Below are 23,294 nucleotides of genomic sequence, written 5' to 3'. Positions count from 1 at the left end.
GCTCATTTCACCAGGGTCTCCGGGTTCAGGATGGCGTCGGGGTCAAAGGTATGGCACAGGGAACGGATAGCTAACATTCCCAGTTCGCCTTTTTCCATTGGCAGATAAGGGGCGTGATCCTTGCCGACACCATGCTGGTGGCTGATGGTGCCACGGTTGTTCACGATGAGTTCGGACGTGCTGGTTTTGAGTTTTTGCCAGCGGGCGAGCGTTTCCTCGTAGCTGTCGCCCACCCGGAACACATAGGTGGTGTAGATGCTGCAGCCCTGGCTGTAAAAATGGGAAAGGTGTGTGAATACGTGGGTGTTCTCCTGTTGGTCGGTTAGCCCATCACGAAGATTGTTCTCGATCAGCCCCAGCAGATTGTCGACGTTGTCCCAGTCGGTGGCGGTCTCCAACGTATCAACGGCGTACCCCATCTGCCAGAGGGCCTCCCTCAGATAGGGCATGGTAAAACGCTTGGCCGCCCACTTATCGCCAAGCCGGGTGCCGGTATAGACACCGTTTTGGGCCTTGCAGATGCTGCGGGCCTCTTTCAGGGCATTTCGGGTCTGGCGTCGGGTGCCGGTGATGCCGAAGGTCATCATGCATTTGCCGGTGCCTGCGCCACGGAGCGAAAGAAAGCTCTCGAGCATGCCGGTCAGTCTGGGGTGGCCAGCCAGTGCCAGCTGGGTTTCGGTTTCCATCGCATTACTCAGCCTGAGCATCGACAGTTGGGTGCGGTTCTGCACCAGCAGGCGGCTCGCAGTGCGGGCACTCTCCCAGTCCGGGAAAAAGACCACATGGAAACTCTCGTGTTCGGGAAGCGGGGTGACCCGAACCTTCACCTCGGTGATCAGCCCGATACGGCCTTCTGAGCCAAGAATCATTTCCCGGATATCCGGCCCGGCGCTGGAGGCCGGTATGGTTGGCAGATTGAGGGTGCCTTGCAGGGTTTCGACGCGGCCACCCGCAAAGAGTTGTTCAATACGGCCATAACGCAGGGACTGCTGGCCACTGGACCGGGACGCCACCCAGCCGCCAACGGTGGACAGCTCGAAAGACTGGGGAAAATGCCCGAGTGTATAGCCGTGGGCCCGGAGCTGGGATTCCACCAGAGGGCCGGGTGTACCCGCGCCGAACGTCGCGATCTGGCTTTCCGGGTCCAGATCCAACAGGCGATTCATTTTGCCCATATCTACGGTCAGCACCGGCTTGCCTTTGTCCAATGGGTTGATATGCCCGGCTACACTGGTGCCACCACCGTAGGGGATCAGATGAATACTTTGCTCTGTGGCCCAGTGGAGGAGGGTTCGAACTTCGTCGCTGGTAGTGGGGAAGGCAACAGCATCGGGAAACACGCCAAACTCGCCGCTGCGCATCGCCAGCCAGTCCCCAAGGCTCTGGCCGCGGGCATGCCGCACCCGCGCTTCCGGGCTTGTGTCGATCAGTGCTTCCAGCTCCCCCGGCGGGTTCAGGCGGGATTCCGGCACTTTGGCGCAAACTGATTCCAGGGTCGCATCCGCAAGCGGGCGGCCGTTACCAATCCGCGCAGCCAGAAAGTCCTGACCCTGTTCCGGCATTGCCAGATTGAATCCTTCGTCACCCCAGCCGTTCCAGCGTCGCATGTGTCTCATTCTCCCGGTTAAAAACAATGTGGCGCATTCTAGCGGGTCTGCGCCTGCTACAGATGTCGCTTGGCGCCAGTCGCGCTGTCATTTGCCGCCAGTCGATGCGTTGAAATGGAGCTCAGGGCCGGAGTGATTCGGTCAGCCGGCTGTTCAGGTCCTGCCAACGGGAAAGCCTCCCCGCTTCGCCGATTCGGGTACGCGCTCCGCCGGATTGATTGAGCCAAAGGCCTTCACCGTTGAAGCTGTAAACAGGTTCGATATCAGTGCGTTGAGAGGCAGGCTTGATGTCATTTATAAGGTTGTCCAGGATCAGCGGGTCTGCGTCCGGCTCCGGATACCATGCCAACACCATGTGGGCCTGGTTCAGCTCCAGGGCTTTGACATACACAATCCGCAGCTGGTCATCCGGCACGCCCATGGACTTGAGGGTCAGGTATTTGGCGATGGAAAAATCCTCGCAATCCCCGCCGTTGGTGGTGAGCAATTCAACTGGGGTTGCCCAATAGTCTTCCTCGCCCCAGTGGCGGATATCGCTGACAAAAGTCACCCGGTTGAAGAAGGAGTTGACCAGCCGAAGTTGCCGGTCGATGGGGGCGTTCGCGGCGAGCGCGTGGAGGCGTTGCCAGTTTTCCAGGCGCTGGTGGGCCTCGGTGCCGAACTCCTTCTGGACATAGTTCATCAGTCGGGAGCCGAGTTCGAAGGCTCCTACAACGGAAACCACGAACAATAACGCAGGCAGCAGACTGGAACGGCGGCGTATCTGGATAGCGGCCGTTTCCATGGGGCGCCTCAGTTATTGTTCCGTAGGCGTTCCCTGAGCTGCTCAAGGCGCCGGCGGATTTCCTCCCGGCGCTGCTCATCGCTGGTAGCGGAGGCGGGCGCTCTTGAGGGCGATGGGGATGCAGCCTGCTGGGCCTCAGCGGCCTGCGCTTCCTGCTGGTCAGCAGTGAAGGACATGCCGCTGCGGTCTTCAGACTCCGGGAAATAGAGGTTTTCGAGTTTGCCGGAGCGCTCGATGATCACCCGGTTCGGGTGTACCGAGCGCAGGGTGGCGTTGCCGGGCAATTCGTCACCGACGAGGTAGGCTTCGGTTTTACTCTTGTCATCTTCGATCAGGGCGCTGCCCGGGAACTCGCCATCGGCGGCCAGAACGCCGCGAAGAAACAATCGAAGGTTGGTTTCCGGCAGGTTCTCGGTATCCATTTCCGCCGGCGCGCTTTCGCCCGACGCGGCCCCGAACAGATCCAGGGACGACAGATTCACGCTGGGTGGCTCACGACCGGCAGCCGGATCGGAGACCATTGGCTGCACAGTGCCGTAATTGCCTTGTTGCCTTTCCATTTGCCAGAAACGGTAACCCTGCCAGGCTGTCAGAGCGACCATGGCGGCCCCTGCCACGATCGCGAGAATCAGGGGAAGCCGTTCATTGTTTAGGAGCATTGATCATCCTGAATGCAAGTTTGTGGGCCGGGAAAAAGCTCACAGGTTATCAGACTGCAACGTTTTATTGGCAGTATAGTGTATAGAGTTATTCAGCGGGTCCATATCCTGTGGTAGCCTTTCTGAATTAGTTGAATCGAAAAGGGTTTCACGAACGAGGACGACCTTGACCACAGACACTGAACTTCAGCCGCAGGATGCTCCGCTGGGCCGTCTTCCGTTTACTTTTGCCAAGCGCAACGGAGTAATCCTGACCCGTTCGGAGGCCGGAGAGCCAGTTATTCTGGTTCGCCCCGGTGCGTCCCATTCCGCCCTGGCGGAAGCCAACCGAATCAGTGGCGGTCGGGCCCGTTTTGCCACCATTGATCCGGACCGGTTCGATCAGGCCCTGAATTCGGCGTATCAGAACGATTCCGCCGAAGCCATGCAGATGGTTGAGGGAATCGGCGACGATATGGATCTGGCCTCCCTGGCGGATTCGGTGCCGGAAACCGAGGATTTGCTGGAGCAGGAGGACGATGCGCCGATCATCCGGCTGATTAACGCCATCCTGACCGAAGCCGTGAAAACCAGTGCGTCGGACGTTCACATTGAAACCTATGAAAAGCGGCTGGTGGTGCGTTTCAGGGTGGATGGCGTGCTGCGGGAAGTTGTAGAGCCCAAGCGGGCGCTGGCGCCGTTGCTGGTGTCCCGGATCAAGGTTATGGCGAAGCTGGATATTGCCGAGAAGCGCGTGCCCCAGGATGGCCGTATCGCACTTCGGGTGGCAGGGCGTGAAGTGGATATCCGGGTATCGACCATGCCGTCTTCAAGCGGGGAGCGCGTGGTGCTGCGTTTGCTGGATAAGCAGGCAGGTGCCATCCGTCTGGAATCCCTGGGTATGGCGGGGCAGGACCTGAAGGTTCTGCGCAAGTTGATTTACCGGCCCTACGGTATCCTGCTGGTGACCGGCCCGACCGGTTCCGGTAAATCCACAACACTTTATGCCTCACTTCAGGAAATCAACGATCGCAGCCGCAACATCCTGACCGTTGAAGACCCCATCGAATACAACCTGCCGGGGATTGGCCAGACCCAGGTCAACACCAAAGTGGACATGACCTTTGCCCGGGGGCTTCGGGCCATTCTGCGCCAGGATCCCGACGTGGTAATGATTGGTGAAATCCGTGACCTGGAAACGGCGGAGATCGCAGTACAGGCGAGTCTGACCGGCCACCTTGTGCTGTCCACGCTGCATACCAACACCGCCGTTGGCGCCATCACCCGGCTTATGGACATGGGCATTGAGCCCTTCCTGATTTCATCGAGCCTGGTGGGCATTGTCGCCCAGCGGCTGGTTCGGGTTCTGTGCAAGGAATGTCGGGAGCCCTACACACCAACAGAAGAGCACTGCGAATTCCTGCAGCAGGACCCCGGCAATCCGCCCACCATTTACCGGGCAACCGGTTGTAGCCATTGCAACCAGCTGGGGTATCGCGGGCGTATCGGTATCTACGAGGTGGTGGAGATCTCCGAGGAAATCAGCTCTCTGATTCACAAGCGGGCTGGAGAACTGGACCTGGAGAAGGTGGCTCGCCAGCATGGCCCGAGTATTCACGCAGATGGTGTGCAGAAAATACTGGATGGTGTGACCACGGTGGAAGAAGTGCTCCGCGTTACGCACCGGGGTCAGTAAATCATGCCAGCTTACGAATACAAGGCGCTAGATTCCCGGGGCAAGCAGAAGCATGGTGTGGTCGAGGCGGATGCCCCGAGAGCCGTCCGCCAGCAACTCCGGGACCGCGGCCTGACGCCACTGGCGGTTGAGCCGGCAGCGGAAAAACAGGCCCGTAGCAATCCCCTGAGTAGTCGGGGTTCTTTGGCTGCTGCCGACCTGGCACTGGTTACCCGCCAGCTGGCAACGCTGATTCAATCAGGCATTCCCATTGAGCAGGCGCTCTCTGCGGCGGCCCAGCAGTCGCCGAAATCCAGAATACGCAGCATGCTGATCGCGATCCGGGCCAAGGTCATGGAGGGCTACACCCTGGCAGACAGCCTGGGTGAGTTTCCAAGAGCCTTTCCGAGACTGTATCGGTCTACCGTGGCTGCAGGCGAGCACGCCGGCCATCTGGACCTGGTACTCAACCGGCTGGCGGATTACACCGAAAACCGTCAGGAAGCGCGCCAGAAAATTCAGCTGGCGGCGATCTATCCCATCATTCTGAGTATCGTCGCCATTGCCATCGTGGTGTTCCTGCTCACCTATGTGGTGCCGGACATCATTGATGTGTTTCTGAAGCAGGGACAGGAGTTACCAACGCTGACCATGGCGATGCTTGCGGTGTCGGAATTTCTGGCGGATTTCGGTGTCTACCTGTTTATACTGCTGGTCGGGGCACTGATGGTGTTCCGGTTTTTCCTGACCAAGCCCGGGTTCCGCCTGCGGTTTCACAAGCGTTTGTTACATCTGCCACTGTTTTCCGGGATGGTTCGTGGGGTAAACACCGCCCGGTATGCCAGCACCCTGAGCATTTTGACCACCAGTGGCGTGCCGCTGGTAGAGGCGATGCGCATTGCCGGTGAGGTGCTCTCCAACGATTTCCTGAGACAGGAATTGCGGGATGCGGCCCGAAAAGTCAGTGAAGGCGGCTCATTACACCGTTCCCTCGATCAGACCGGGTATTTCCCGCCGATGATGTTGCACATGATCGCCAGCGGGGAGGCCAGTGGCGAGCTGGACAGCATGCTGGAGCGGACCGCGCGTATGCAGGAGAACACCCTGCAATCGAAGATTGCTGCGATTGTGGGGCTGTTCGAGCCGATGATGCTGCTGGTGATGGGCGTGGTGGTGCTGATCATCGTCCTGGCCATCATGCTGCCGATACTGAATATGAGTAATCTCGTGGGATGAATCCCGCGCCGGATTGTCAGTAGACGAATCCGAACCGAAAGCAATCCATGCCAATAACGAGTGAGACAATGACCATCAAGAACCTCAATACACACAACTCCAACCGCGGCTTTACCCTGATCGAAATCATGGTGGTGATGGTGATCCTGGGCCTGCTGGTGGCCATCGTGGCACCCAACATCATGGGCAGGAGTGATCAGGCAAAAGTCACCGTGGCGGAAACCCAGTTGAGCAACATCGCCAATGCGCTGGACCTCTATCGACTGGATAACAGTCATTACCCGTCTACCCAGCAGGGTCTTGAAGCCCTGGTCTCCAAGCCCAGCGGCAGCCCGGAACCGAAGAACTGGAACCAGGACGGTTACCTGAAGAGCGTGCCGGAAGATCCCTGGGGATCTGAATACCAGTACGTAAGTCCGGGCACCGAAGGTCCCTACGATCTGTATTCCTATGGCTCTGACGGCCAGGAAGGCGGCGAAGGCGACGCTGCCGATATCAGCGTCTGGGATACCGAGGGCTAAATCACTGTGCAGATCAGATCCCGACAGACCGGTTTCACCCTGATTGAAATACTGGTGGTCCTGGTGGTTGTGGGTCTGCTCGCCTCCCTTGCCGTGTTTACGATGGGAGGGAGCTCCCAGCAGCGTGAACTGGAAAACGAAGTGCGGGAGTTGTATCTGCTCATGCAGACAGCCTCCGAGCAGGCGGTACTCAATAATCTGGAGCTGGGCCTGAAGCTGGAAGAAGACGGCTATCAGTTTGTGGCCTTTCAGGATCAGACCGGGGACTGGAAAGCCTCTGGCGAGCGCATGTTCCGGGCCCGAAGCCTTCCCGAATGGCTGACCGTTACCGAGTTTATCGAGAGCGACGCACCGAGACTGGCTTCATCCGAAGACACCTTGCTCCCGGACGTGGTGTTCTTCTCCAGTGGCGAGACAACGCCATTCGAGCTTGAATTCACCATCGGCAACGGGTCAGACACCATGCACGTGCTGGCCTCTGATGGTGTGTCGCCCATGGAGTGGCGCAAGCCGGGCGAAGAGGGGAGCAGCGGGTGAGAACGCACAAAGGGTTTACCCTGATCGAAGTGCTCATCGCTCTGCTTGTGTTCGGTTTGATTGCGACCGCAGCAGCGGAGGTTGGCAGCCAGTACATTTCCAGCTACGAACGGGTACGGGATAAAACCCTGGCCAGCTGGCTCGCGGATAATCGAATCAATGAAATCCGCCTCCAGGAAAACACCCCGCGTATCTCCGAGAACTCCAAGGACACCGATTTCGGGCCGTATCGCTGGCGCGTGACCACAGCCATTCTCGCCACCGCCGAGGCGAAAATGCGCCGCGTGGAGGTCACGGTTGCCCGTTACCGCGAGGAAGGCGCGCAGCCGGTTCCGATACATACCCTGTCAGCCTTTGTGGGTGCAGAATGATCGCCGTGCCTAGCCAGCGCTGCCAGCCGCAGCAAAATGGTTTCACCCTGCTGGAGGTGTTGATCGCGGTCACCATTACCGCCGTTATCGGGCTGGGTGTGTGGCAGGTTATCAATGGGGTGGTGAATTCCCGCGATCGGGTAAACGAACTGGCTGAACAGTTCGACGGGCTACAGCGGGCCATGCTCTTGCTGGAGCGGGATATCATGCAGGTGGTCAACCGACCGGCCAGGGATATTTACGGCGATTTCCAGCCCGCACTGTCCAGCCGAGAGGATGATTTCTCTCTGTTGCTGACCCGCCAGGGCTGGCGCAATCCCCTTGGCATCCGTCGCAGTGGCCTGCAGCGCGTTGGCTGGGAATACACCGGCAGCGAATTGCGGCGCCGGTACTGGCCCATGGTGGACCAGGGCCAGGAAGATGACAGCCGCGACGTGCTGCTTCTGGAAGGTGTAAAACGTCTGGAGGTGCGGTTTCTGGATTCCAACCGGAGCTGGCAGCCCCAGTGGCCAACTGATGAAGTGATGGCCGGATTGACCCCCGGTAGCCGCCCGGATATTCCATTGCCGCTGGGAATGGAAGTGACTCTGGAGCATGAACGTTTCGGAACGCTGGTACGGACTTTTGCCCTGCCGGATTTTGATCCGGCGGTTGCCCAGGGTGCCCTGAATCAGGCCAACCAGGCTGCCAGTGAGGCGGAAGAGGAACCTGCCGAAGAGGAGACCACCACAGAGCAACCCGGTGAAAACACCGGCGCAACCGGGCAGGGGGGCTAGGCCGCTATGGGGCAGATCCCGGCGTTACCTCACCGTCAGCGCGGCGTCGCCTTGATCATGGTGCTGTTGGCCATGGCCCTGGTGGTCATGCTTGCTTCAGGCATGACCCAGCAACAGAGCCTTCGGGTGTTCAAGGCAGGTCACTATCTGGCCCAACAACAGGGCCAGAGTATTGCCCTCGGTGCCGAAGCCTTTGCCCGCCAGATCCTGCGCAGGGATTTTGACGAGGACAAGGACGAGAACCTGATGGTCGACAGCCTCGACGAGTTCTGGGCCGCCAACGCCGCTGTTCTGCCGCTGGATGATAACGGCGTGGCTGAGGTTCAGATTGACGACCTGGGTGGCCGACTGAACCTCAATGATCTGGTGGGTGCCAATGGTCAGGTGGACCCCATCGTCAGAAATCGTTTCGTTCAGTTGTTTGCTGCACTGGGGATTACTGCCGTTTCCGTGGACTCGCTGGTGGACTGGATCGACCCCAACGACCAGACAGTCACCGCCTATGGTGCCGAGGATGGCCAATATCTAATGGCCGAGCAGGCTTACCGGGCTGCCAACCAGCCTTTTGCCACGGTGACCGAGCTGCGCCTGATCGAGGGTATGACCGAAGAGATTTATCGGGCCCTGCGGCCCCACGTGGCGGCGCTGCCAGTCAATGGGGCGGGGATCAATGTGAACACCGCCACTGCCATGGTGATCCGCTCGCTGCATGAAGAGCTGACGGACGCCCAGGCTGCGTCTATTCTTGAGAAGCGGGAAGAGGAACGGTTCGAGAACCTTCAGGACTTTCTGGCTTTGCCGGAGTTCGCCGGTCTGGGGCTCAAATCGGTTGGCCTGGGGTTGCAGACACGGTTTTTTGAAGTTGCTTCGCGGATTACCTACGATAACCGTGTCGTGAATATGGTCAGTACCGTGTTCCGGACTCCGGAAGGCGAAGTCCAGACGGTTAACAGGGATACCGGGCAGAAAAACCGAATTACCAAAGAGCCTTTTACCATTTCAGAAGGATAATCATGTCTTATCGCCTTTACGTCCGCCCGATACCGCCGTTTGCGGACGCTGACCAGGATCCCGGTGCCCAGATGTTCAACTGGGTGCTGCACGACGCCAGTGGCGATGCCCAGGCCCGTGGCACCGGTGACAGCCGCGATACCATCGAGCACACCCTGGGGCAGAATGCCCTGGACAACGTTCTGTTAATCGGCCTTATTCCTGGTGAGGAGGCGATTTACTGCCTGGCTGACATTCCCGCAAAGCAAAGCAGGTTCATTAACCAGGCCTTGCCCTACGCCGTTGAGGAGCAGATCGCCCAGGACATTGATGCTGTTCACCTGGCCCTGGGGTCCCACACCGACCACGGGTACCGGGTGGCTGCCATAGACAGGGAGCGCATGGGCCAATGGGTACAGCTGTTCAGCGGCTGGGAGCATGTGCGCCTGGATGCGATTTACCCGGATGCCTCCTTGCTGCCTCGTACCGAAGGCGGTTGGTCTGTCTGCCTGGATGGCGAGACGGCAATGATGGTAAGCGAGCGGGGCGAGTGGCTGAGTATGCAGTCCGCAAACCTCGGTATGTTTGCCCACACCCTCGCGGCACCGTCTGCCGAAGAAGTTGTGGCTGAAATACCGGTCACGGTTTACGGCACCGCCGATGAGTTTGATATTCAACAATCAGCGATCACCGAGCTCAGTGCTTCTGGCCGCCTTGCCGTTCGCAAGGAGATGCTGGAACTGATGCCGCTGGAATTGCTCGCCTACGCCCATCACCACCACCTCTGCGAGCCAGTGAACCTGTGCCAGGGCATGTTTTCTTCGAAATCTGGCAAGTCCAGCCCGCTGAAACCATGGAAGCCGTTGATTGCGGTGGCAGCAGTCTGGTTCGGGGTTCAGGTGGCTCTGAATGCCGGGATGGGGTTTTACTACCAGAATCAGGCAGACGAATTACGAAGCGAGGCCATGGCGATTTATCGAGACGCTTTCCCCAATGACCGGCGCACCCATGCAGGCAATGTGCGGCGTGTTATCGAAGGGCAGTTGCGGGTTGCCGGCTCCAGCGGCCCGGAAGTGGACTTCATCACCCTGATGAAATACACCGGCCAGCAATATGCCCGACTGCCGGGTAGCCAGGGGGTTAACTTCAATTCAGTGAACTACAGCCGTTCCCGCGGTGAGCTGATCGTCGACGTGAGAGCGGACAGCTACGATCGCCTGAGCGCGTTGCGAAACGGGTTGGCAAACCAGGGCCTGGAAGCGCAGATAGGCTCCGTGGTGAACGAGGCCAGTGGTGCACGTGGCCGCCTGACGGTCTCTGGAGGTTAAGGGTATGCTTTCCCGAATCAAGGATCAGCCGGCGGTCGGCAAACTCATTGCGCAATACGATCAGTTGCCCCGCCGCGACCAGCAGGCCCTGATGGTACTGGCCATCGCGGTGTTTCTTGGCATTCTGTATTTTGCCGTATGGCGCCCGGCAGCGGGCTTTCATGAGCAGTCTGAAGCCGCGCGAGACAACGCCGGTGAATTATTGGCCTGGATGCAGGCTAACGAACAGACCATTCAACGCCTGGGGAATGCTGGTGGCAACAGTGCGGCGGCAACGGCCGACACGCCCGCTGATGGCCGCGCCCTGATGGCCCTGGTGACCCGTTCCGCCGGTGAGGCTGGCCTGTCGCTTCAGCGGTTTGAACCCAGCGGCGAAGGCGCCATTCGTGTCTGGCTTGAGAACGCGCCCTTTGCTGAAGTGGCTGCGTGGCTGGAGCGCCTGAATGGCAACCATGGCGTGGTCATCGACCAGGCCGCCATGGACAGGGCAAGTGAACCCGGGCGGGTATCCGTTCGTTTAACACTGGCCATCTGATTCTGAAAACCAGATTCCGGGCCTTTTGCACGGAACTGACGCAGGAGAGGGAAGCGATGAGTAGCGGCAGCGACAACAAGAACAAATCCGAGCCAGCCATTGTTCGTCTCGACGAAACGGCGCGCAATGAAGCCAGATCCATTCTGTTCCACGCCTACCGGAACGAGCCGACGTTCCAGTATCTTTTCGATCACCGACGCCCCGGCTACGATCAGCGTGTGAGAGCCACCATAAGGGAATTGATAGACCTTTATTTTGAGCTTGATCAGGATGCGATCGGTGTGATGGTTGACGATACGCTCGTAGCGGTGGCGTTCATCGGGGATCCGGAATTAAGGATGAACCTGGCTGATCAGATCAGCTGGCGGATTCGTATGGTCCTGACCACCGGTTTTGCTTCCACACGCCGGTACCTGGACTACCACCAGAAAATTCGTGACATGCTGCCGCAACCGCTGGCGCACCAGTTGCCCATGATGGGGGTTAACCCCAAATACCAGAATCGCGGCTATGGCCGTTTGTTGCTGAAAACCGTTGAAAAGCTCTGTGCAGAGAATCCTCGGGGCAGTGGCCTGGTTCTTGATACCGGCAACAATCGCTATTTGCCCTTCTACGAATCCGAGGGGTTCCGGAGCCTTGGCAAGATACAGCTCGGCGATTTTGAGGATCACGTGCTGTTCAGGGAAGTGCATCCGGAGACCAAAGGGGCCGTATCCGGCCAAACCTGACCTTATTTAACGTTTAACGGGAGAAGCTGTGTCTGACCAGCAGGATTTTGATCTGATCGTTATCGGAGCCGGCTCCGGTGGTGTTCGTCTCGCCCGAATGTCTGCCCAGCGGGGCGCCAAGGTAGCCGTGGTTGAATCCAGGTACCTTGGCGGAACCTGTGTGAACGTGGGCTGCGTGCCCAAGAAACTCTTTGTTTACGGGGCCCATGTCCACGACGAGCTGGAAGACGCCGCCGGTTATGGCTGGCAGGTGCCGCTCGATGATGTCAGTTTCGACTGGCCAAAGCTGGTGGCCAACAAGAACGCCGAGATTGAACGCTTGAACGGTATTTACGGCCGGTTGCTGGAAAACGCCGGGGTGACCATCATCGAAGGGACGGCGTCACTGGCGGACGCCAATACCGTGGTGGTTGGCGATACGTCTTACCGGGCCAAACACATTACCGTTGCCACAGGTAGCTGGCCGGTTATTCCGGATGTGCCCGGTAAGGAATGCATCCTCACTTCTAATGAGATGTTCTACCTGCCACAGCTGCCCAAGCAGGCCGTGGTGTGGGGCGGCGGCTACATTGCTGTGGAGTTTGCCGGCATCCTGGCGGGATTGGGTGTTGAGACGACTTTGCTTTACCGTGGCGATCTGTTTCTGCGCGGGTTTGATGGTGACATCCGACGGTTTACCGAACAGGAAATGCGCAAGAAAGGCGTGAACCTGCGGTTTGGCGTGACCATTGAATCCGTTGAGGCCGAAAATGCTCATTACCGGGTTCAACTGAACAATGGCGAAACTCTGGAAACCGGGCTGGTGATGGCGGCAACCGGGCGCAGGGCGCTTGTCGACGGTCTGGGCCTGACGGATCTTGGCGTTCAGCTCAGCGCTTCAGGGCACGTTGTGGTGGATGATCACTTCCAGACTGCTGTGCCCTCAATCACGGCACTGGGTGATGTCATTGGAACGCCTCAGCTCACGCCGGTCGCCCTGGCCCAGGGCATGGTGCTCTCCAGACGTCTGTTCGGTGATGGCAAAGGCGAGATGGACTATTCTGCTATTCCAACCGCCGTGTTCTGCCAGCCCAATATAGGTACGGTCGGGCTGACTGAGGAAGAAGCCCGGGAAGCGGGGCATCGCCTGCGGATTTACCGCTCCGAATTTCGTCCGATGAAATACACCCTCAGCGGTCGGGATGAACGTAGCCTGATGAAGCTGGTGGTAGATGATGAGACCGACAGGGTGCTAGGTGCCCATATGGTGGGCCCAGACGCGGGTGAGATTACCCAGGGACTGGCGGTTGCGATCAAGGCTGGTGCCACCAAGGCTCAATTTGACGCCACCCTCGGCATCCATCCGACCTCTGCCGAAGAATTTGTCACCATGCGGGAGCCGGTAGCCTGAGCTATTTCCGGCGCCCGGGCGAGGGCGCCGGTGCTTCTCTAGAGCTGAATCCAGCGGCTGAGCACCTCTCGAAGCATTTCCTTCCGAACAGGTTTGGCCAGGTAGTCGTTCATGCCGCAGTCCAGACAGCTCTTTTCGGTTCCCGGAAGCACATCGGCTGTTAACGCAATAATCGGCGTGCCCGTCTGCCCGTTGCTCTGTTCCCACTCCCGGATATATCGGGTGGCTTCGTAACCATCCATCACCGGCATCTGACAATCCATCAGAATAATGTCGTAGCCAGTGTGATTGGTGGTGACTCTCTCCAATGCTTCCTTGCCATTGTTGGCGGAATCCGTCTGGAAACCCAGCCGTTTGAGCATGGCCGTGGCTACGCGCTGGTTTACCGGGTTGTCTTCCACCACCAGTGCGTGGCTGGTGCCATTGATGGCTTCCCTGGGTGGTGGGCCGGAAGGCTCTGGCTGACTGGTCGGATTGGCCAGCTCGAAGGGTAGCTCAAAGCGGAACGAGGAGCCTTTCCCCAAATCGGTTTCTACCTGAATGTGGCCGCCCATGAGTTCCACCAGGCGCTGGACCAGAGAGAGACCCAGGCCGGTGCCGCCATATCCCCGGCTATTTCCACCATCCAGTTGCTCGAAGGAGTTGAAGATATCCTGCAGTCGATCTACCGGAATCCCGGAACCGGAATCGCTCACCGAGCAGTTGAGAATGATGCAGTTGTCTTCCAGGGCGAAACAACCTGCCTGAATGTTGATAAATCCATCGCCTGTAAACTTGATGGCGTTGTCCGCCAAGCCGGCAAGCACCTGTCGCAGGCGCGCCGGATCGCCAACCACAACCGGGTTGTCCGGCCAGTCACCAAAGAATTTCAGATTGAGGGCCAGGCCCTGCTGTTCAGCCAGATGTCGATAGGTAGCGGTGCAGTTTGAAATCAGTTCCCGGAGATCAAACTCCTGGCTCTCGAGTTTCAGGGTGCCGCTGTCCATTTTTGAATAGTCGAGTATGTCCGCGATCACCGTCAACAGATCTTCGGTGGATTGGCGGGCGGTATTGAGATACTCCCTTTGACGGTGGGTCAGTGAGTCTTCCTGTATCAAATCCACCATGCCGAGCACCCCGTTCAGAGGCGTGCGTAACTCATGGCTCATGGTGGCGAGGAACTCGGATTTTGCCTGGTTAGCCATTTCAGCCTTCTCCCGGGCACCTTCGGATGCGGCGAGTGTCTGGTCCCGGGCCGTTTTCAGGCCGGCCAGGTGACGGGCAAGCTGGTTGAGCTGCTCTTCAATGGCGACGATCTCCAGAGAGCTCTGATGAGTATTAAGGGGGCGTTCCTGATAGTCACCAGCGGTGAGCTTGCCGATTCGTCCAGCGAGATCCCGGATCGGCGCCAGAATCGTCCCGAGAAAATGATTGATAATCAGAATGGTGAAGAGAAGCAGAGCCACGCCCACGGCGATCGAGGTCCAGAGAATATCCTGTCGCCTGTCGGCGAGGACATCGTGACCAACGCCAACCTGAACCGTTCCAACGCGCAGGGAGCCCGAGCCGAAGCCGTAATCCGGCTCAAACCACTCCGCGGTTCTCTGGGATCCAAGCTCCAGCGGCTGCTGGAGAATTTCGGCCTCAAAGATCTGATAGCGTTCTGGCATTTCACCGGGGTCGACCGGCTCGTGGGAAACGAATCCGATCTGGTCGCCCATAACGTCAGAAACGCGGATCCAGTCGGCTTTACTGCGGCGCAGTGACTGGGAAAGGATCTGATCCAGTGCCAGGGTGTTACCAGAAACCACGGCGTACTCCAGCGCAGGGGCCAGGCTGTCCGCCAGCATCTGGCTGCTGTCTGACAAATCCCGGCGGGCGTCTTCCAGGCGCGCGGAAGTGAAGAACACCATAAGCACAATGAACATGACAACGGCCGGCAGCGCGCCGAGGAGCAAAAGTTTGCGCGACAGGGGGCGTTGCTGTCGATAGACGTTACTCATCAGACACCTCCCCGTTGACGGTCAGTTGTCGATCCACCCGTGTGGCAATATCCTCACGGCTGGGAAGGGGGATGTTCAGGGAGCGTGCAACCTGAGCGTTGACTTCGACCCGGAAATGTTCCGGGTAGGAGGGTTCCGGAAATTGTCCGGATTCGAAAAACCTCTCCAGGAAATCATTGGCCAGCTCGACCATCTCCGGGAACGGCGCATAACTGGATGCCAGGGATCCCGCTTTCACATAAGCCTGAGTCGGTCCAATGACGATCTGATTACGACGATAGGCGGTCAGAAGAATATGTTTGATGGTTCTGGGGTTATAGATGGCGCTGTCAGGTGCGGCCAGCAGGAAGTCACCATAGCCCAGGGCCCGAACCAGCGTTGGAATCAGCTTATCGTTGCTGTCGACCAGAAAAATTCTGGCCGACATGCCATAGGCAGGCAGTTCATCAATCAGCGGCTCATAGAGTTCCACCGAGTCTGCGGTTGCCAGCAGGGCTATCTTGGTAGCCTGTGGCAGGATGGCCTTTCCGGTCAGAGCCTGGCGGATCAGAGGAACGTCATAGAGAACGCCGGTGATCTGGCCGGGGGAGCGTTCCGCAAAGCCTGAAATAAATGATTTATCAACCAGCATCGCGAGAATGTGAGCGGAACGGTTTGCCTGGCGAGCGCGGGAGAAAGCGGCGGGTCCCACCGTGATAATCGGGCCGCTATCAAGCGTGGCCAGTTGGTCCTCGGAAACCTCTATCAAGGAAATTGCTGGCTCAAGCTCACCTTTCAGGAGTTGCACCAGGTGTTGATCAAGGGGAGCGTTGCCTGAACCGGCGAAGTAGACACTTCTCGCCGGTGACTCCTGGCCATGCGCAAACGCGGAAACCAGCGTAAGAAGCAGCACCCAGAGGGCCCTGGGAAAAAGGCTCCGGGTTCCGCTATTGGCCCGCTCTTGGTGTATCGTGCCTGACCTTCGTTCCATACCGTCCAGGGCTCGCGCTTTCCTTGTTAAATTCAGAAACGAATACCAGCCTCAACGAAAAACTGGTTCTGATCCTCAATCCGGTTATCCGGGCTGATCCATGGCTTTGGGTTAAGGTAATGCTGGATCGTCAGTGCCAGCATATAACTGTAATCGGTTTTGTCCACCCGGCGGGATAAACGGAAATCGGCGCGCTCGAACCGAGTATCACGGACTTCATTGGTCCAGTACATGGCCGCCGACGTCATGAACCCCATGGGCAGATCCTGAATCCAGGCGAAGCTGCCGGAATCGCGGGCCGAGAGTCGGGCAAGTAGATCGACAGCCCGTTCCTGTTTGTCCACAGGCAGTGCGGCCGGATCGCCTGTGTATTGGCCTTCCTGTTCCAGATAGGCGTAGGTGGCCCGAAGTTTGGTGCCGGAAAATTCCAGTGAGGTTTCCAGCTCAACACCTTCCTGCTCCAGATCAACGTTGTTGGCGATATACCATTCTTCTTCGTTGATGACCCCACTGATCATGTCATGGAAATCGTCGTTGAAGTAGCGCACCTCCACCGAGAGCAGGGCTCTTTCCAGATGGAACTGGCCAAAATAGCTGATCTCCCGGGAGGTAATCCATTCCTCTTCCAGCTCCTGCCCGTAAGTGGACGTAGTAGGGTCCAGGATGTCTTCCACTTTGATTCTCTGGCCATCCAGTGCCTCAAAGGGTGGCTGAACGTTGGTAGGTGTATAGGACCAGTCCGGATTCTGCTCGAAGGCATCGGGTGTGCGGACCGCCCGGGAAAAGACAAACCGCAGGGCGTGGTTGTTGTTCAGGATGAAATTTGCCGCGGCTCTGGGCGAAAAATAGTCTTCATCGGTTGTCGTGGTCTGCTCCCAGTTACCGCCTGCATTGAAGGTCAGCCAACGAAAGGGTGAGTACTCAGCGTTAGCGAATATCCGGGATTGGTAATTGTCCCCTTTGCCGTTAAAGAAGGTTTCCGAATTGAACGAGTCCTTGCGATAGCCCACACCCGAGACCAGCTTGAACTGGTCACTGAAAATAACGGTGTCCTGGAATTCGATTTCCTGCCGGGTTTCTTCCAGGTCTTCGTTCAGGTCAGCGATGAACGGACCCTGGTCCTCGGGGAAGGGTGGGAGCCCTGTCGGCAGCAGGGCATTGATCTCCGCTGCAGGCGCGGAAACGGTCCACCGCTGCCTCTGTCGCTGATTCTGATAGCTTGCCTGGATATGGTAGAAGTGATCAGGCGAGGTCGCTCCGTCGAACCGGACATGGAGGTAGTAGTCATCCATGATGATGTCCGGGTTCGTGGTTGCTCCCAGCTTGCCGGATTTCTCAAGATCTTCTTCATTCACGCCATCCAGAACGCCTGCTCGCACGTCAATCGAATGCTGGCGGTCAATCCGGAATACGCTGTCGAGATTGAAGTTGTTGATCTCGTGGCCGTCATGAAAGGGAATCTCCTGGCCGCCATCAATCTGACTGTCAAAGCCGTTGGATTTGCGCTTTTCATACGATAACCGCCAGCTTTTGTCGGCATCGGTATCGCCCACGGAGGTAAACGTTCGAAGGTGGCCACGGGACCCAACCGAGGTATAGGCTTCTACGCCCGCCGTGTCTTGCGGTGAGCGGGTAATGATATTGATGCTTCCAAGAAACGCGTTGATGCCATAAGCGGCGGAATTGGGCCCCCGGCTCACCTCAATGCGTTCAATATTTTCCAGTGCCACCGGCATGCTCAGCCAGTCTACATCTGCCAGGCTGATTCTGTAGGCGGTGCGACCGTCAATCTGAACCTGCAGCCGGCGCTGTTCGTATTGGGAGGTGCCGTGGTAAGTCGCCACCGGGTTGGTGCTGCCCCAGTGGCCAACCACCATGCCGGGAACCAGCCGGAGCGCCTCTACCAGTGTCATGATTCCGAGATCCCGGATCATGTCGCCGGTAATGATCGTGGTGGTGCCGGGCACGCGGAGTTTCGATTGGCGTAAACGTGTCGTCGTCAGGACTTCGGGGATTTCGCTTTGTTCGCCTTCCAGGGCAAGCAAGCCGGAAGTGAAGTCAGGTGTATCAGACTGGCCAAACGCGCTGGCTGGCAGCAGGGCGGACAGGGCGAGGCTGATGCCGAAGGCGGTTACGAGCGGGCGGTGGTTACCAACCCATGCCGTTTTGGTCGATTGATGCATGGTTGACGTTCTATAATCTGCCGAGAAAAAGGATAAAGCGTTTTTATTATGATTGGATCCTATCGTAAGGGACTACAGACGTTTTGTCTCTCTGAAATGTAATGAATCTCGGCCCGGGAGTTGCAGCTGTATGAATTGTTGGGAAATCCTTGGAATTGAGCCAACCGGCGATCGTCGGAAAATCCAGGATGCGTATGAGCAACAGCTCAAATTCGCCTCTGATGACGAGGCCAGAAGCCTGGAGCAGGCCTTCCGGGAAGCGGTGGGCGATGCGCCGGCCCCGGCAGAGCGGGCAGCGGAACCTGTTCAGCCCGCACATCCGACTCAAATGCCAGACGAGGCGACTGAACGTCCCCTGGATGCCAACGATGGGCAAGTAGTCCGTGAGGTGGTTATCCAGATCAAGGCACTGCTCAATGACTCTTCCAGAAGCAAGGATGCGGGCATCTGGAAAGCTATTCTGTGCGAACCGCCTGCCGATCAGCCGCAGTTGCGGCGCGAAATTGGCCGGCAACTGGAGCCCCAGGTGCGCCCGATGGCTGAAAACGGGACTTTCCTGGCACCGGTTGCCCAGTTTCTGGGGGAGTGGTTTGGCTGGTTTAGCGTGGAAGAAACTCCTGAGGCAGCAGACGAGCGTAACTACCCCGAGCCCGGTATGGCGGAAGAGCAGGGTGAGCAGCCACCCCAGATGGTGAATTTCTGGCCGGCGGTGATTGGCTGGATTGTCGGTCTGGTGATTCTCGCCACGCTGTTTGGCGGGATGGGCGGCGGTTAACTCCGCCAGTCCGGTCAGCCAACCTTATTCGCGTTTGCTCGCTCAATTTTTTCACGGTACTTCTGGGCGAGGATCGCTCCGACAATCACCTGTATCTGGTTGTAGCACATGATCGGTAATACGATCATGCCGAAACCGGGATGGCCGGAGAACAAAACCTTCGCCATGGGCAGGCCTGATGCAAGGCTCTTTTTAGAGCCGCAGAACACCACCGCCGCCTCATCTTCCAGGCTGAAGCCAAATCGCCGCACCAGAAACTTTGCAAACACCATAAACAACAGCAGCAAACCCAGGCACAGTCCGATGGCGAACAGGATGGCCTGCAGGGGCAGGTTTTCCCACAATCCGCTTTCCACAGAATGTGAGAACGCTGAGTAAACAATCAGCCAGATCACGCACTGGTCATACCGTGACATCAGGGTTTCGTTTCTGCCGAGGAATCCACCTAGACAGGGCCTCAGGGCATGGCCCACCGCAAAGGGCAGCAGCAGTTGCAGGATGATGTCTTTCAGGGCCTCCGCTATGGAGAAATCCCCACCGCCGGATGTACTTACCAGCAGCAACAGCAGGAACGGCGTCAGCATCATGCCGAAAACATTGGAGGCGGCTGCACTGCAGATGGCCGCCGGTACGTTGCCCCTGGCCATCGCGGTATAGGCGATGGATGAAGAGACCGCGGAGGGCAGCACGCCCAGATACAGGAACCCGAGCCCAAGATCCTTCGGCATCCACGAGGGTGCTATTTCGTTGAGGCCATTGATTGGCAACACTGCCAGCGGAAAGAAAATAAAAGTGAGTGAGGTGATCAGGATATGCAGCCGCCAGTGGGTGGCGCCGGCAATTATCTGTTCCCTGGAAAGTGCTGCGCCATGGAAGAAGAAGAGCAGGGCGACAGCGATGGTTCCGGCCGTTGCCAGGGCATCTCCGGCCTGGCCCGTGGCCGGCAGGAAGGTCGCCAATACGATGGCGCCGAGTAGCAGCAGGGTGAAGGTATCAACACGGAACTTCATGAATCAGGATCCCCGACTCTTGAGTGCCTGAAGGCTGGGCTTTAAAAGCTCTCTGGCCAGGGTCTCGGCCTTGCTCTCATCCTGTCGCCTGACGGCGGCCAGCAGCAGTTCGTGGTCTTCCTGGGAGGGCTCCGGAAGATCCGTATCGGTCTCGGTCTGCTCGATGGTCTGGCTGACCGCGTGGGAAAAGTAATCGTACAGCTCTACCAGCGCGGAATTATGGGAAGCGGCTACCAGCGCGTGATGGAAGGCTTCATCGTGGCGGATGCGGGCCTGAAGATCGCTTCCGGCTCTAGCGCGTGCATCCAGGGCCGTGGTCATCTGTCGCAGATCCTGGTCTGTTCGCCTGGCCGCGGCCAACTTGGCGGCCTCGGTTTCCAGCATGATCCTGACTTCCAGCTGATCCGCCAGCTGGGTGCGGGCAATCCTCCGCAGTGTTTCCCCGGCATCGCGGGTGGCGCGCACGTAGGTGCCATCGCCCTGGCGTGTTTCCAGCATGCCAACGTGGACCAGTACCCGAACCGCTTCGCGCACAGTGTTGCGGCTGACTCCAAGTGAGTCAGACAGTTCCGATTCCACGGGCAGGCGATCACCCACAGACCAATCGCCCTTTTCGATAGCGTTTCTCAGGCTCTCTATGGCGGTTTCCACCAGGGAGCCCTTGCGGATACGTTCCAGCATGGTGTTTATCATCCTTCTAACCGATAACCCAATCATCCTATGATTTAGCTGGTACTTCAAGGCAAACCGCAAAACAGGTACTTAACCTGTTGTTTGCCCTGGGTACAGGAACTGGTAATCAGCGGTATCCACCCGGCGGGTGGCAAACCGGTAGGTGAAGGTAAATCCTGGCCAGTTAATGGTGTTACGGCCATTGGCATCCAGGTACCAGGAAGTACAACCGGAGCTCCAGACCGTGTCTTCCAGGCCCTTCTGCACCACATGGGTGAAGCGGTCCTGGCGATCCTGGCGGACGTCCATGGCGGAATGTGGGTATTTTTCGAGCGCTTCCAGGCACTCCAGAACGTATCGGAACTGCGATTCCAGCATGTAGAGGATCGAGTTGTGGGCCAGGTTGGTGTTTGGCCCATACAGCATGAACATGTTCGGGAAGCCGCTGACCGTGATGCCTTTAAAGGCGGCTGCGCCGTTTTGCCAGGCTTCGTTGAGCGTCTTGCCGCCCCGGCCGGTTATCTTAATGGGCGAGAGAAACTCCGAGGCCCGGAAACCGGTGCCACAAATAATTGCATCGGCAGGATGGTGGTGGCCGTCCCGGGTGATCACGCCAGTCTCGTCAACGCGGTCGATCGGGTCGGTAATCAGGTTCACGTTGGGCCGGTTAATGGCGGGATACCAGTCATTGGAAATGAGAATGCGTTTACAGCCGATCTTGTAGTCCGGAATGATCTTTTTCAGTTTGGCGGGATCTGTCACCCGCTTTCGCGCCTCACGTTTCGCCTGATTGGCGTAATACTCCAGCAGGCCACTGAATTTGGTGAACGCCAGGGCCCGGCTCTCGTTCTTCCAGTAGATCAGGTAACGATAAAAGCGATTCCAGAGCGGCAGTTTCTGGAACAGAGTCTGCTCCCAGTGCTTGAATGAACGATCTGGCTTGGGAAGCACCCAGGCCGCGGAACGCTGGAACAGGTCCAGCTGTTCGACCATCGGTGCAATCTCCGGGACAAACTGGATAGCGCTGGCGCCGGTACCAATGACGGCCACCCGTTTACCGGTCAGGTCGTATTCGTGATCCCAGCGGGCCGAGTGGAACATCTTGCCCCGGAAGCGATCCAGGCCGTCGAGTTTTGGCCAGGCGGGTTGATTGAGCTGGCCGGTGGCGGTAATCAGCACCTCCGCTGTGAGTTGCTCGCCGCTTGCCAGGGTGACCGTCCACTGGTTCGAGTGATCGTCAAAGGCTGCCTCTTGTACCTCCGCATGGAACCGGATGTGATCGCCAAGCCGGTATTTCTCAACGCAGTGCTCCATGTAGCCGAGTATTTCCCGCTGCAATCCAAATTTGCGGGACCAGTCGTGCTTGGGCTCAAACGAATAGGAATAAAAGTGCGACTGTACATCGCAGGCGGCACCGGGGTAGGTGTTGTCGCGCCAGGTGCCGCCAACCCGGTCCGCCTTCTCAAGCAGGGTCAGGTTCGTGAAGCCTGCCAGTTTCAGTTTTATGGCCATGCCCAGGCCACCGAAACCGGTACCGATAATCAGAATGGACGGGCGTTCACGCTTGCTATGCTGGGTCATGATCGGGTGTCCGGCGTTATTATTGTCGTCTTTCGTCCCCAGTATACGGAGGTAAGCAGCCTGAAAGGATGACATTTTTCGCCACACGGGCTAGTCAGAATGACCAATCGGTGTCCGGGTCAGGAAGTTATCCTCGGTTTGAGACAGCAACTCCCGGAGAGCCGGCGTCTCGAACTGACGCCGGATACTGATGGCATAGAACTCCTCAAAGACGCCGGGCAGAGCGCCATAGTCCGCCAGGGCTCCGCTCTTCATTTCGTCCCGCACCACCACCGGCGGCATGATGGCGAAGTGGCCGGTATCCCGGGTCAGAAGTCGCATCATGGCCATGTCGTCCACTTCTGCCGCAATGTTCGGGCGCAGCCTGTGGTATTCGCAAAGCTGATCAAAAGCCTGGCGTATGTTGTTGTCGGGCCCCGGAACAATCAGGCTCCTGCCGCGCAGTACCTCGGAAAAATCACCCTGAATATCCATGCCCCGGGGGCCGATGATGCTTACCGGCTGTTTGGCAATCAGCCGGGAGCGCCATGGATTCTGCTCATCGCCCTGTACGGCCTGGTTGGCCAGGATCAGGTCCAACCGGTGGGCGGAGAGTCGCCGAAGCAATTCATCAATGTGGCTGCTTTGCAGGCTCAGTTCCAGATCCTCCCGATTAAGCAGGGGTTGCAGGAAGCCTTCCTGGAAGTTCCGGGAGAGGGTGGCGACTGCTCCTATCCTCAGTATTTCGCGGTTGGGCTGGGCACCAGAGGCAAACAGCGCCGTCAGCTCCTCACCCTGCCGGAAGATCTCCTCGGCGTATGAGAAAGCCATACGCCCGGCTTCAGACAGCTTCAGACGCCGCCCCTCGCGGATAAACAGGTCATGGCCCAGGCTCTCCTCCAGCTTCCGGATCTGTCCCGACAATGCCGACTGGGAGATATGTAGCGAGTCTGCAGCGCGGGTCAGGTGGCCGGTACGGGCAACCTTCCAGAAATAGTAGAGGTGGTGATAGTTAAGCTTCATGGC

22 protein-coding genes are annotated in these 23,294 nt (G+C 58.1%); 12 read left to right on the top strand and 10 right to left on the bottom strand.

The features are described from left to right. Nucleotides 1-2: 2 nt before the first annotated feature. The 3 genes from KEHDKFFH_RS02885 to KEHDKFFH_RS02875 form a co-directional block, all read right to left on the bottom strand. Nucleotides 3-1,607, bottom strand: a complete 1,605-nt coding sequence (locus KEHDKFFH_RS02885) for an FAD-binding oxidoreductase (RefSeq protein WP_104320535.1) — start codon at nucleotides 1,605-1,607, stop codon at nucleotides 3-5. A 121-nt stretch (nucleotides 1,608-1,728) separates the two neighbouring features. Further along, the gene (locus KEHDKFFH_RS02880) at nucleotides 1,729-2,391 is read right to left on the bottom strand and encodes a transglutaminase-like cysteine peptidase (RefSeq protein ID WP_104320534.1); all 663 of its coding nucleotides are present in this window, start codon (nucleotides 2,389-2,391) and stop codon (nucleotides 1,729-1,731) included. Nucleotides 2,392-2,399: 8 nt separating this feature from the next. After that, a complete protein-coding gene (locus KEHDKFFH_RS02875; RefSeq protein WP_104320533.1) occupies nucleotides 2,400-3,050 on the bottom strand; it encodes a type II secretion system protein N in 651 nt (216 codons plus the stop codon). A gap of 166 nt (nucleotides 3,051-3,216) precedes the next feature. On the opposite strand from KEHDKFFH_RS02875, the gene gspE reads away from it, so the two are divergent. From gspE to gorA, 11 genes are all read left to right on the top strand, one after another. Next, on the top strand, nucleotides 3,217-4,725 hold the full coding sequence (gspE, locus tag KEHDKFFH_RS02870) for a type II secretion system ATPase GspE (RefSeq protein WP_104320532.1): 1,509 nt from the start codon (nucleotides 3,217-3,219) through the stop codon (nucleotides 4,723-4,725). Between the two features lie 3 nt (nucleotides 4,726-4,728). Then, a complete protein-coding gene (gspF, locus tag KEHDKFFH_RS02865; protein ID WP_104320531.1) occupies nucleotides 4,729-5,940 on the top strand; it encodes a type II secretion system inner membrane protein GspF in 1,212 nt (403 codons plus the stop codon). Nucleotides 5,941-6,008: 68 nt separating this feature from the next. Further along, nucleotides 6,009-6,461 (top strand): type II secretion system major pseudopilin GspG, encoded by a 453-nt coding sequence (gspG, locus tag KEHDKFFH_RS02860; protein ID WP_104320530.1) that lies wholly within the window; start codon nucleotides 6,009-6,011, stop codon nucleotides 6,459-6,461. Between the two features lie 6 nt (nucleotides 6,462-6,467). Beyond that, complete coding sequence (gene gspH, locus KEHDKFFH_RS02855) at nucleotides 6,468-6,998, top strand: type II secretion system minor pseudopilin GspH (RefSeq protein ID WP_104320529.1); 531 nt, start codon at nucleotides 6,468-6,470, stop codon at nucleotides 6,996-6,998. Continuing rightward, nucleotides 6,995-7,369, top strand: a complete 375-nt coding sequence (gene gspI, locus KEHDKFFH_RS02850; protein WP_104320528.1) for a type II secretion system minor pseudopilin GspI — start codon at nucleotides 6,995-6,997, stop codon at nucleotides 7,367-7,369. Before gspH ends, gspI begins: the two co-directional genes overlap by 4 nt. Beyond that, nucleotides 7,366-8,145, top strand: a complete 780-nt coding sequence (gspJ, locus tag KEHDKFFH_RS02845; protein WP_104320527.1) for a type II secretion system minor pseudopilin GspJ — start codon at nucleotides 7,366-7,368, stop codon at nucleotides 8,143-8,145. Before gspI ends, gspJ begins: the two co-directional genes overlap by 4 nt. Before the next feature lie 6 nt (nucleotides 8,146-8,151). After that, the gene (gene gspK, locus KEHDKFFH_RS02840; RefSeq protein WP_104320526.1) at nucleotides 8,152-9,156 is read left to right on the top strand and encodes a type II secretion system minor pseudopilin GspK; all 1,005 of its coding nucleotides are present in this window, start codon (nucleotides 8,152-8,154) and stop codon (nucleotides 9,154-9,156) included. 2 nt (nucleotides 9,157-9,158) lie between these two features. Further along, on the top strand, nucleotides 9,159-10,463 hold the full coding sequence (gene gspL / locus KEHDKFFH_RS02835; RefSeq protein WP_104320525.1) for a type II secretion system protein GspL: 1,305 nt from the start codon (nucleotides 9,159-9,161) through the stop codon (nucleotides 10,461-10,463). A gap of 4 nt (nucleotides 10,464-10,467) precedes the next feature. Then, nucleotides 10,468-10,998, top strand: coding sequence for a type II secretion system protein GspM (gene gspM, locus KEHDKFFH_RS02830; protein WP_104320524.1), 531 nt, complete (start codon nucleotides 10,468-10,470; stop codon nucleotides 10,996-10,998). Nucleotides 10,999-11,054: 56 nt separating this feature from the next. Next, nucleotides 11,055-11,726, top strand: a complete 672-nt coding sequence (locus tag KEHDKFFH_RS02825; RefSeq protein ID WP_104320523.1) for a GNAT family N-acetyltransferase — start codon at nucleotides 11,055-11,057, stop codon at nucleotides 11,724-11,726. Nucleotides 11,727-11,754: 28 nt separating this feature from the next. Further along, entirely contained in the window at nucleotides 11,755-13,116 is a 1,362-nt protein-coding gene (gene gorA, locus KEHDKFFH_RS02820) for a glutathione-disulfide reductase (RefSeq protein ID WP_104320522.1), read from the top strand. A 38-nt stretch (nucleotides 13,117-13,154) separates the two neighbouring features. Here gorA and KEHDKFFH_RS02815 read toward each other — a convergent pair whose 3' ends face one another. The 3 genes from KEHDKFFH_RS02815 to KEHDKFFH_RS02805 form a co-directional block, all read right to left on the bottom strand. Then, nucleotides 13,155-15,098: a HAMP domain-containing hybrid sensor histidine kinase/response regulator gene (locus tag KEHDKFFH_RS02815; protein WP_104320521.1), complete on the bottom strand. Its 1,944-nt coding sequence runs from the start codon at nucleotides 15,096-15,098 to the stop codon at nucleotides 13,155-13,157. Next, nucleotides 15,091-15,990 carry an ABC transporter substrate-binding protein gene (locus tag KEHDKFFH_RS02810; RefSeq protein WP_241956414.1) on the bottom strand — a complete coding sequence of 300 codons (900 nt, stop codon included), beginning with the start codon at nucleotides 15,988-15,990 and terminating at the stop codon, nucleotides 15,091-15,093. Before KEHDKFFH_RS02810 ends, KEHDKFFH_RS02815 begins: the two co-directional genes overlap by 8 nt. A 110-nt stretch (nucleotides 15,991-16,100) precedes the next feature. Next, a complete protein-coding gene (locus tag KEHDKFFH_RS02805) occupies nucleotides 16,101-18,251 on the bottom strand; it encodes a TonB-dependent receptor plug domain-containing protein (RefSeq protein WP_104320519.1) in 2,151 nt (716 codons plus the stop codon). Nucleotides 18,252-18,381: 130 nt separating this feature from the next. Between KEHDKFFH_RS02805 and KEHDKFFH_RS02800 the strand changes: the two genes are divergently transcribed. Next, the gene (locus KEHDKFFH_RS02800; RefSeq protein WP_104320518.1) at nucleotides 18,382-19,026 is read left to right on the top strand and encodes a molecular chaperone DnaJ; all 645 of its coding nucleotides are present in this window, start codon (nucleotides 18,382-18,384) and stop codon (nucleotides 19,024-19,026) included. 14 nt (nucleotides 19,027-19,040) lie between these two features. Here the strand turns inward: KEHDKFFH_RS02800 and KEHDKFFH_RS02795 are convergent, their stop codons facing one another. From KEHDKFFH_RS02795 to KEHDKFFH_RS02780, 4 genes are all read right to left on the bottom strand, one after another. Then, entirely contained in the window at nucleotides 19,041-20,036 is a 996-nt protein-coding gene (locus tag KEHDKFFH_RS02795) for a bile acid:sodium symporter family protein (RefSeq protein ID WP_104320517.1), read from the bottom strand. Nucleotides 20,037-20,039: 3 nt separating this feature from the next. Continuing rightward, the gene (locus tag KEHDKFFH_RS02790; protein ID WP_104320516.1) at nucleotides 20,040-20,717 is read right to left on the bottom strand and encodes a FadR/GntR family transcriptional regulator; all 678 of its coding nucleotides are present in this window, start codon (nucleotides 20,715-20,717) and stop codon (nucleotides 20,040-20,042) included. Between the two features lie 81 nt (nucleotides 20,718-20,798). Continuing rightward, entirely contained in the window at nucleotides 20,799-22,289 is a 1,491-nt protein-coding gene (locus tag KEHDKFFH_RS02785) for a flavin-containing monooxygenase (protein WP_104320515.1), read from the bottom strand. 90 nt (nucleotides 22,290-22,379) lie between these two features. Then, nucleotides 22,380-23,291 (bottom strand): LysR family transcriptional regulator, encoded by a 912-nt coding sequence (locus KEHDKFFH_RS02780; protein WP_104320514.1) that lies wholly within the window; start codon nucleotides 23,289-23,291, stop codon nucleotides 22,380-22,382. Between the last annotated feature and the right edge of the window lie 3 nt (nucleotides 23,292-23,294).

This window comes from Marinobacter maroccanus, from assembly GCF_002933275.1.
GTDB classification, from domain to species: Bacteria; Pseudomonadota; Gammaproteobacteria; order Pseudomonadales; family Oleiphilaceae; genus Marinobacter; species Marinobacter maroccanus.
This window is presented reverse-complemented; position numbering and strand designations above follow the sequence as displayed.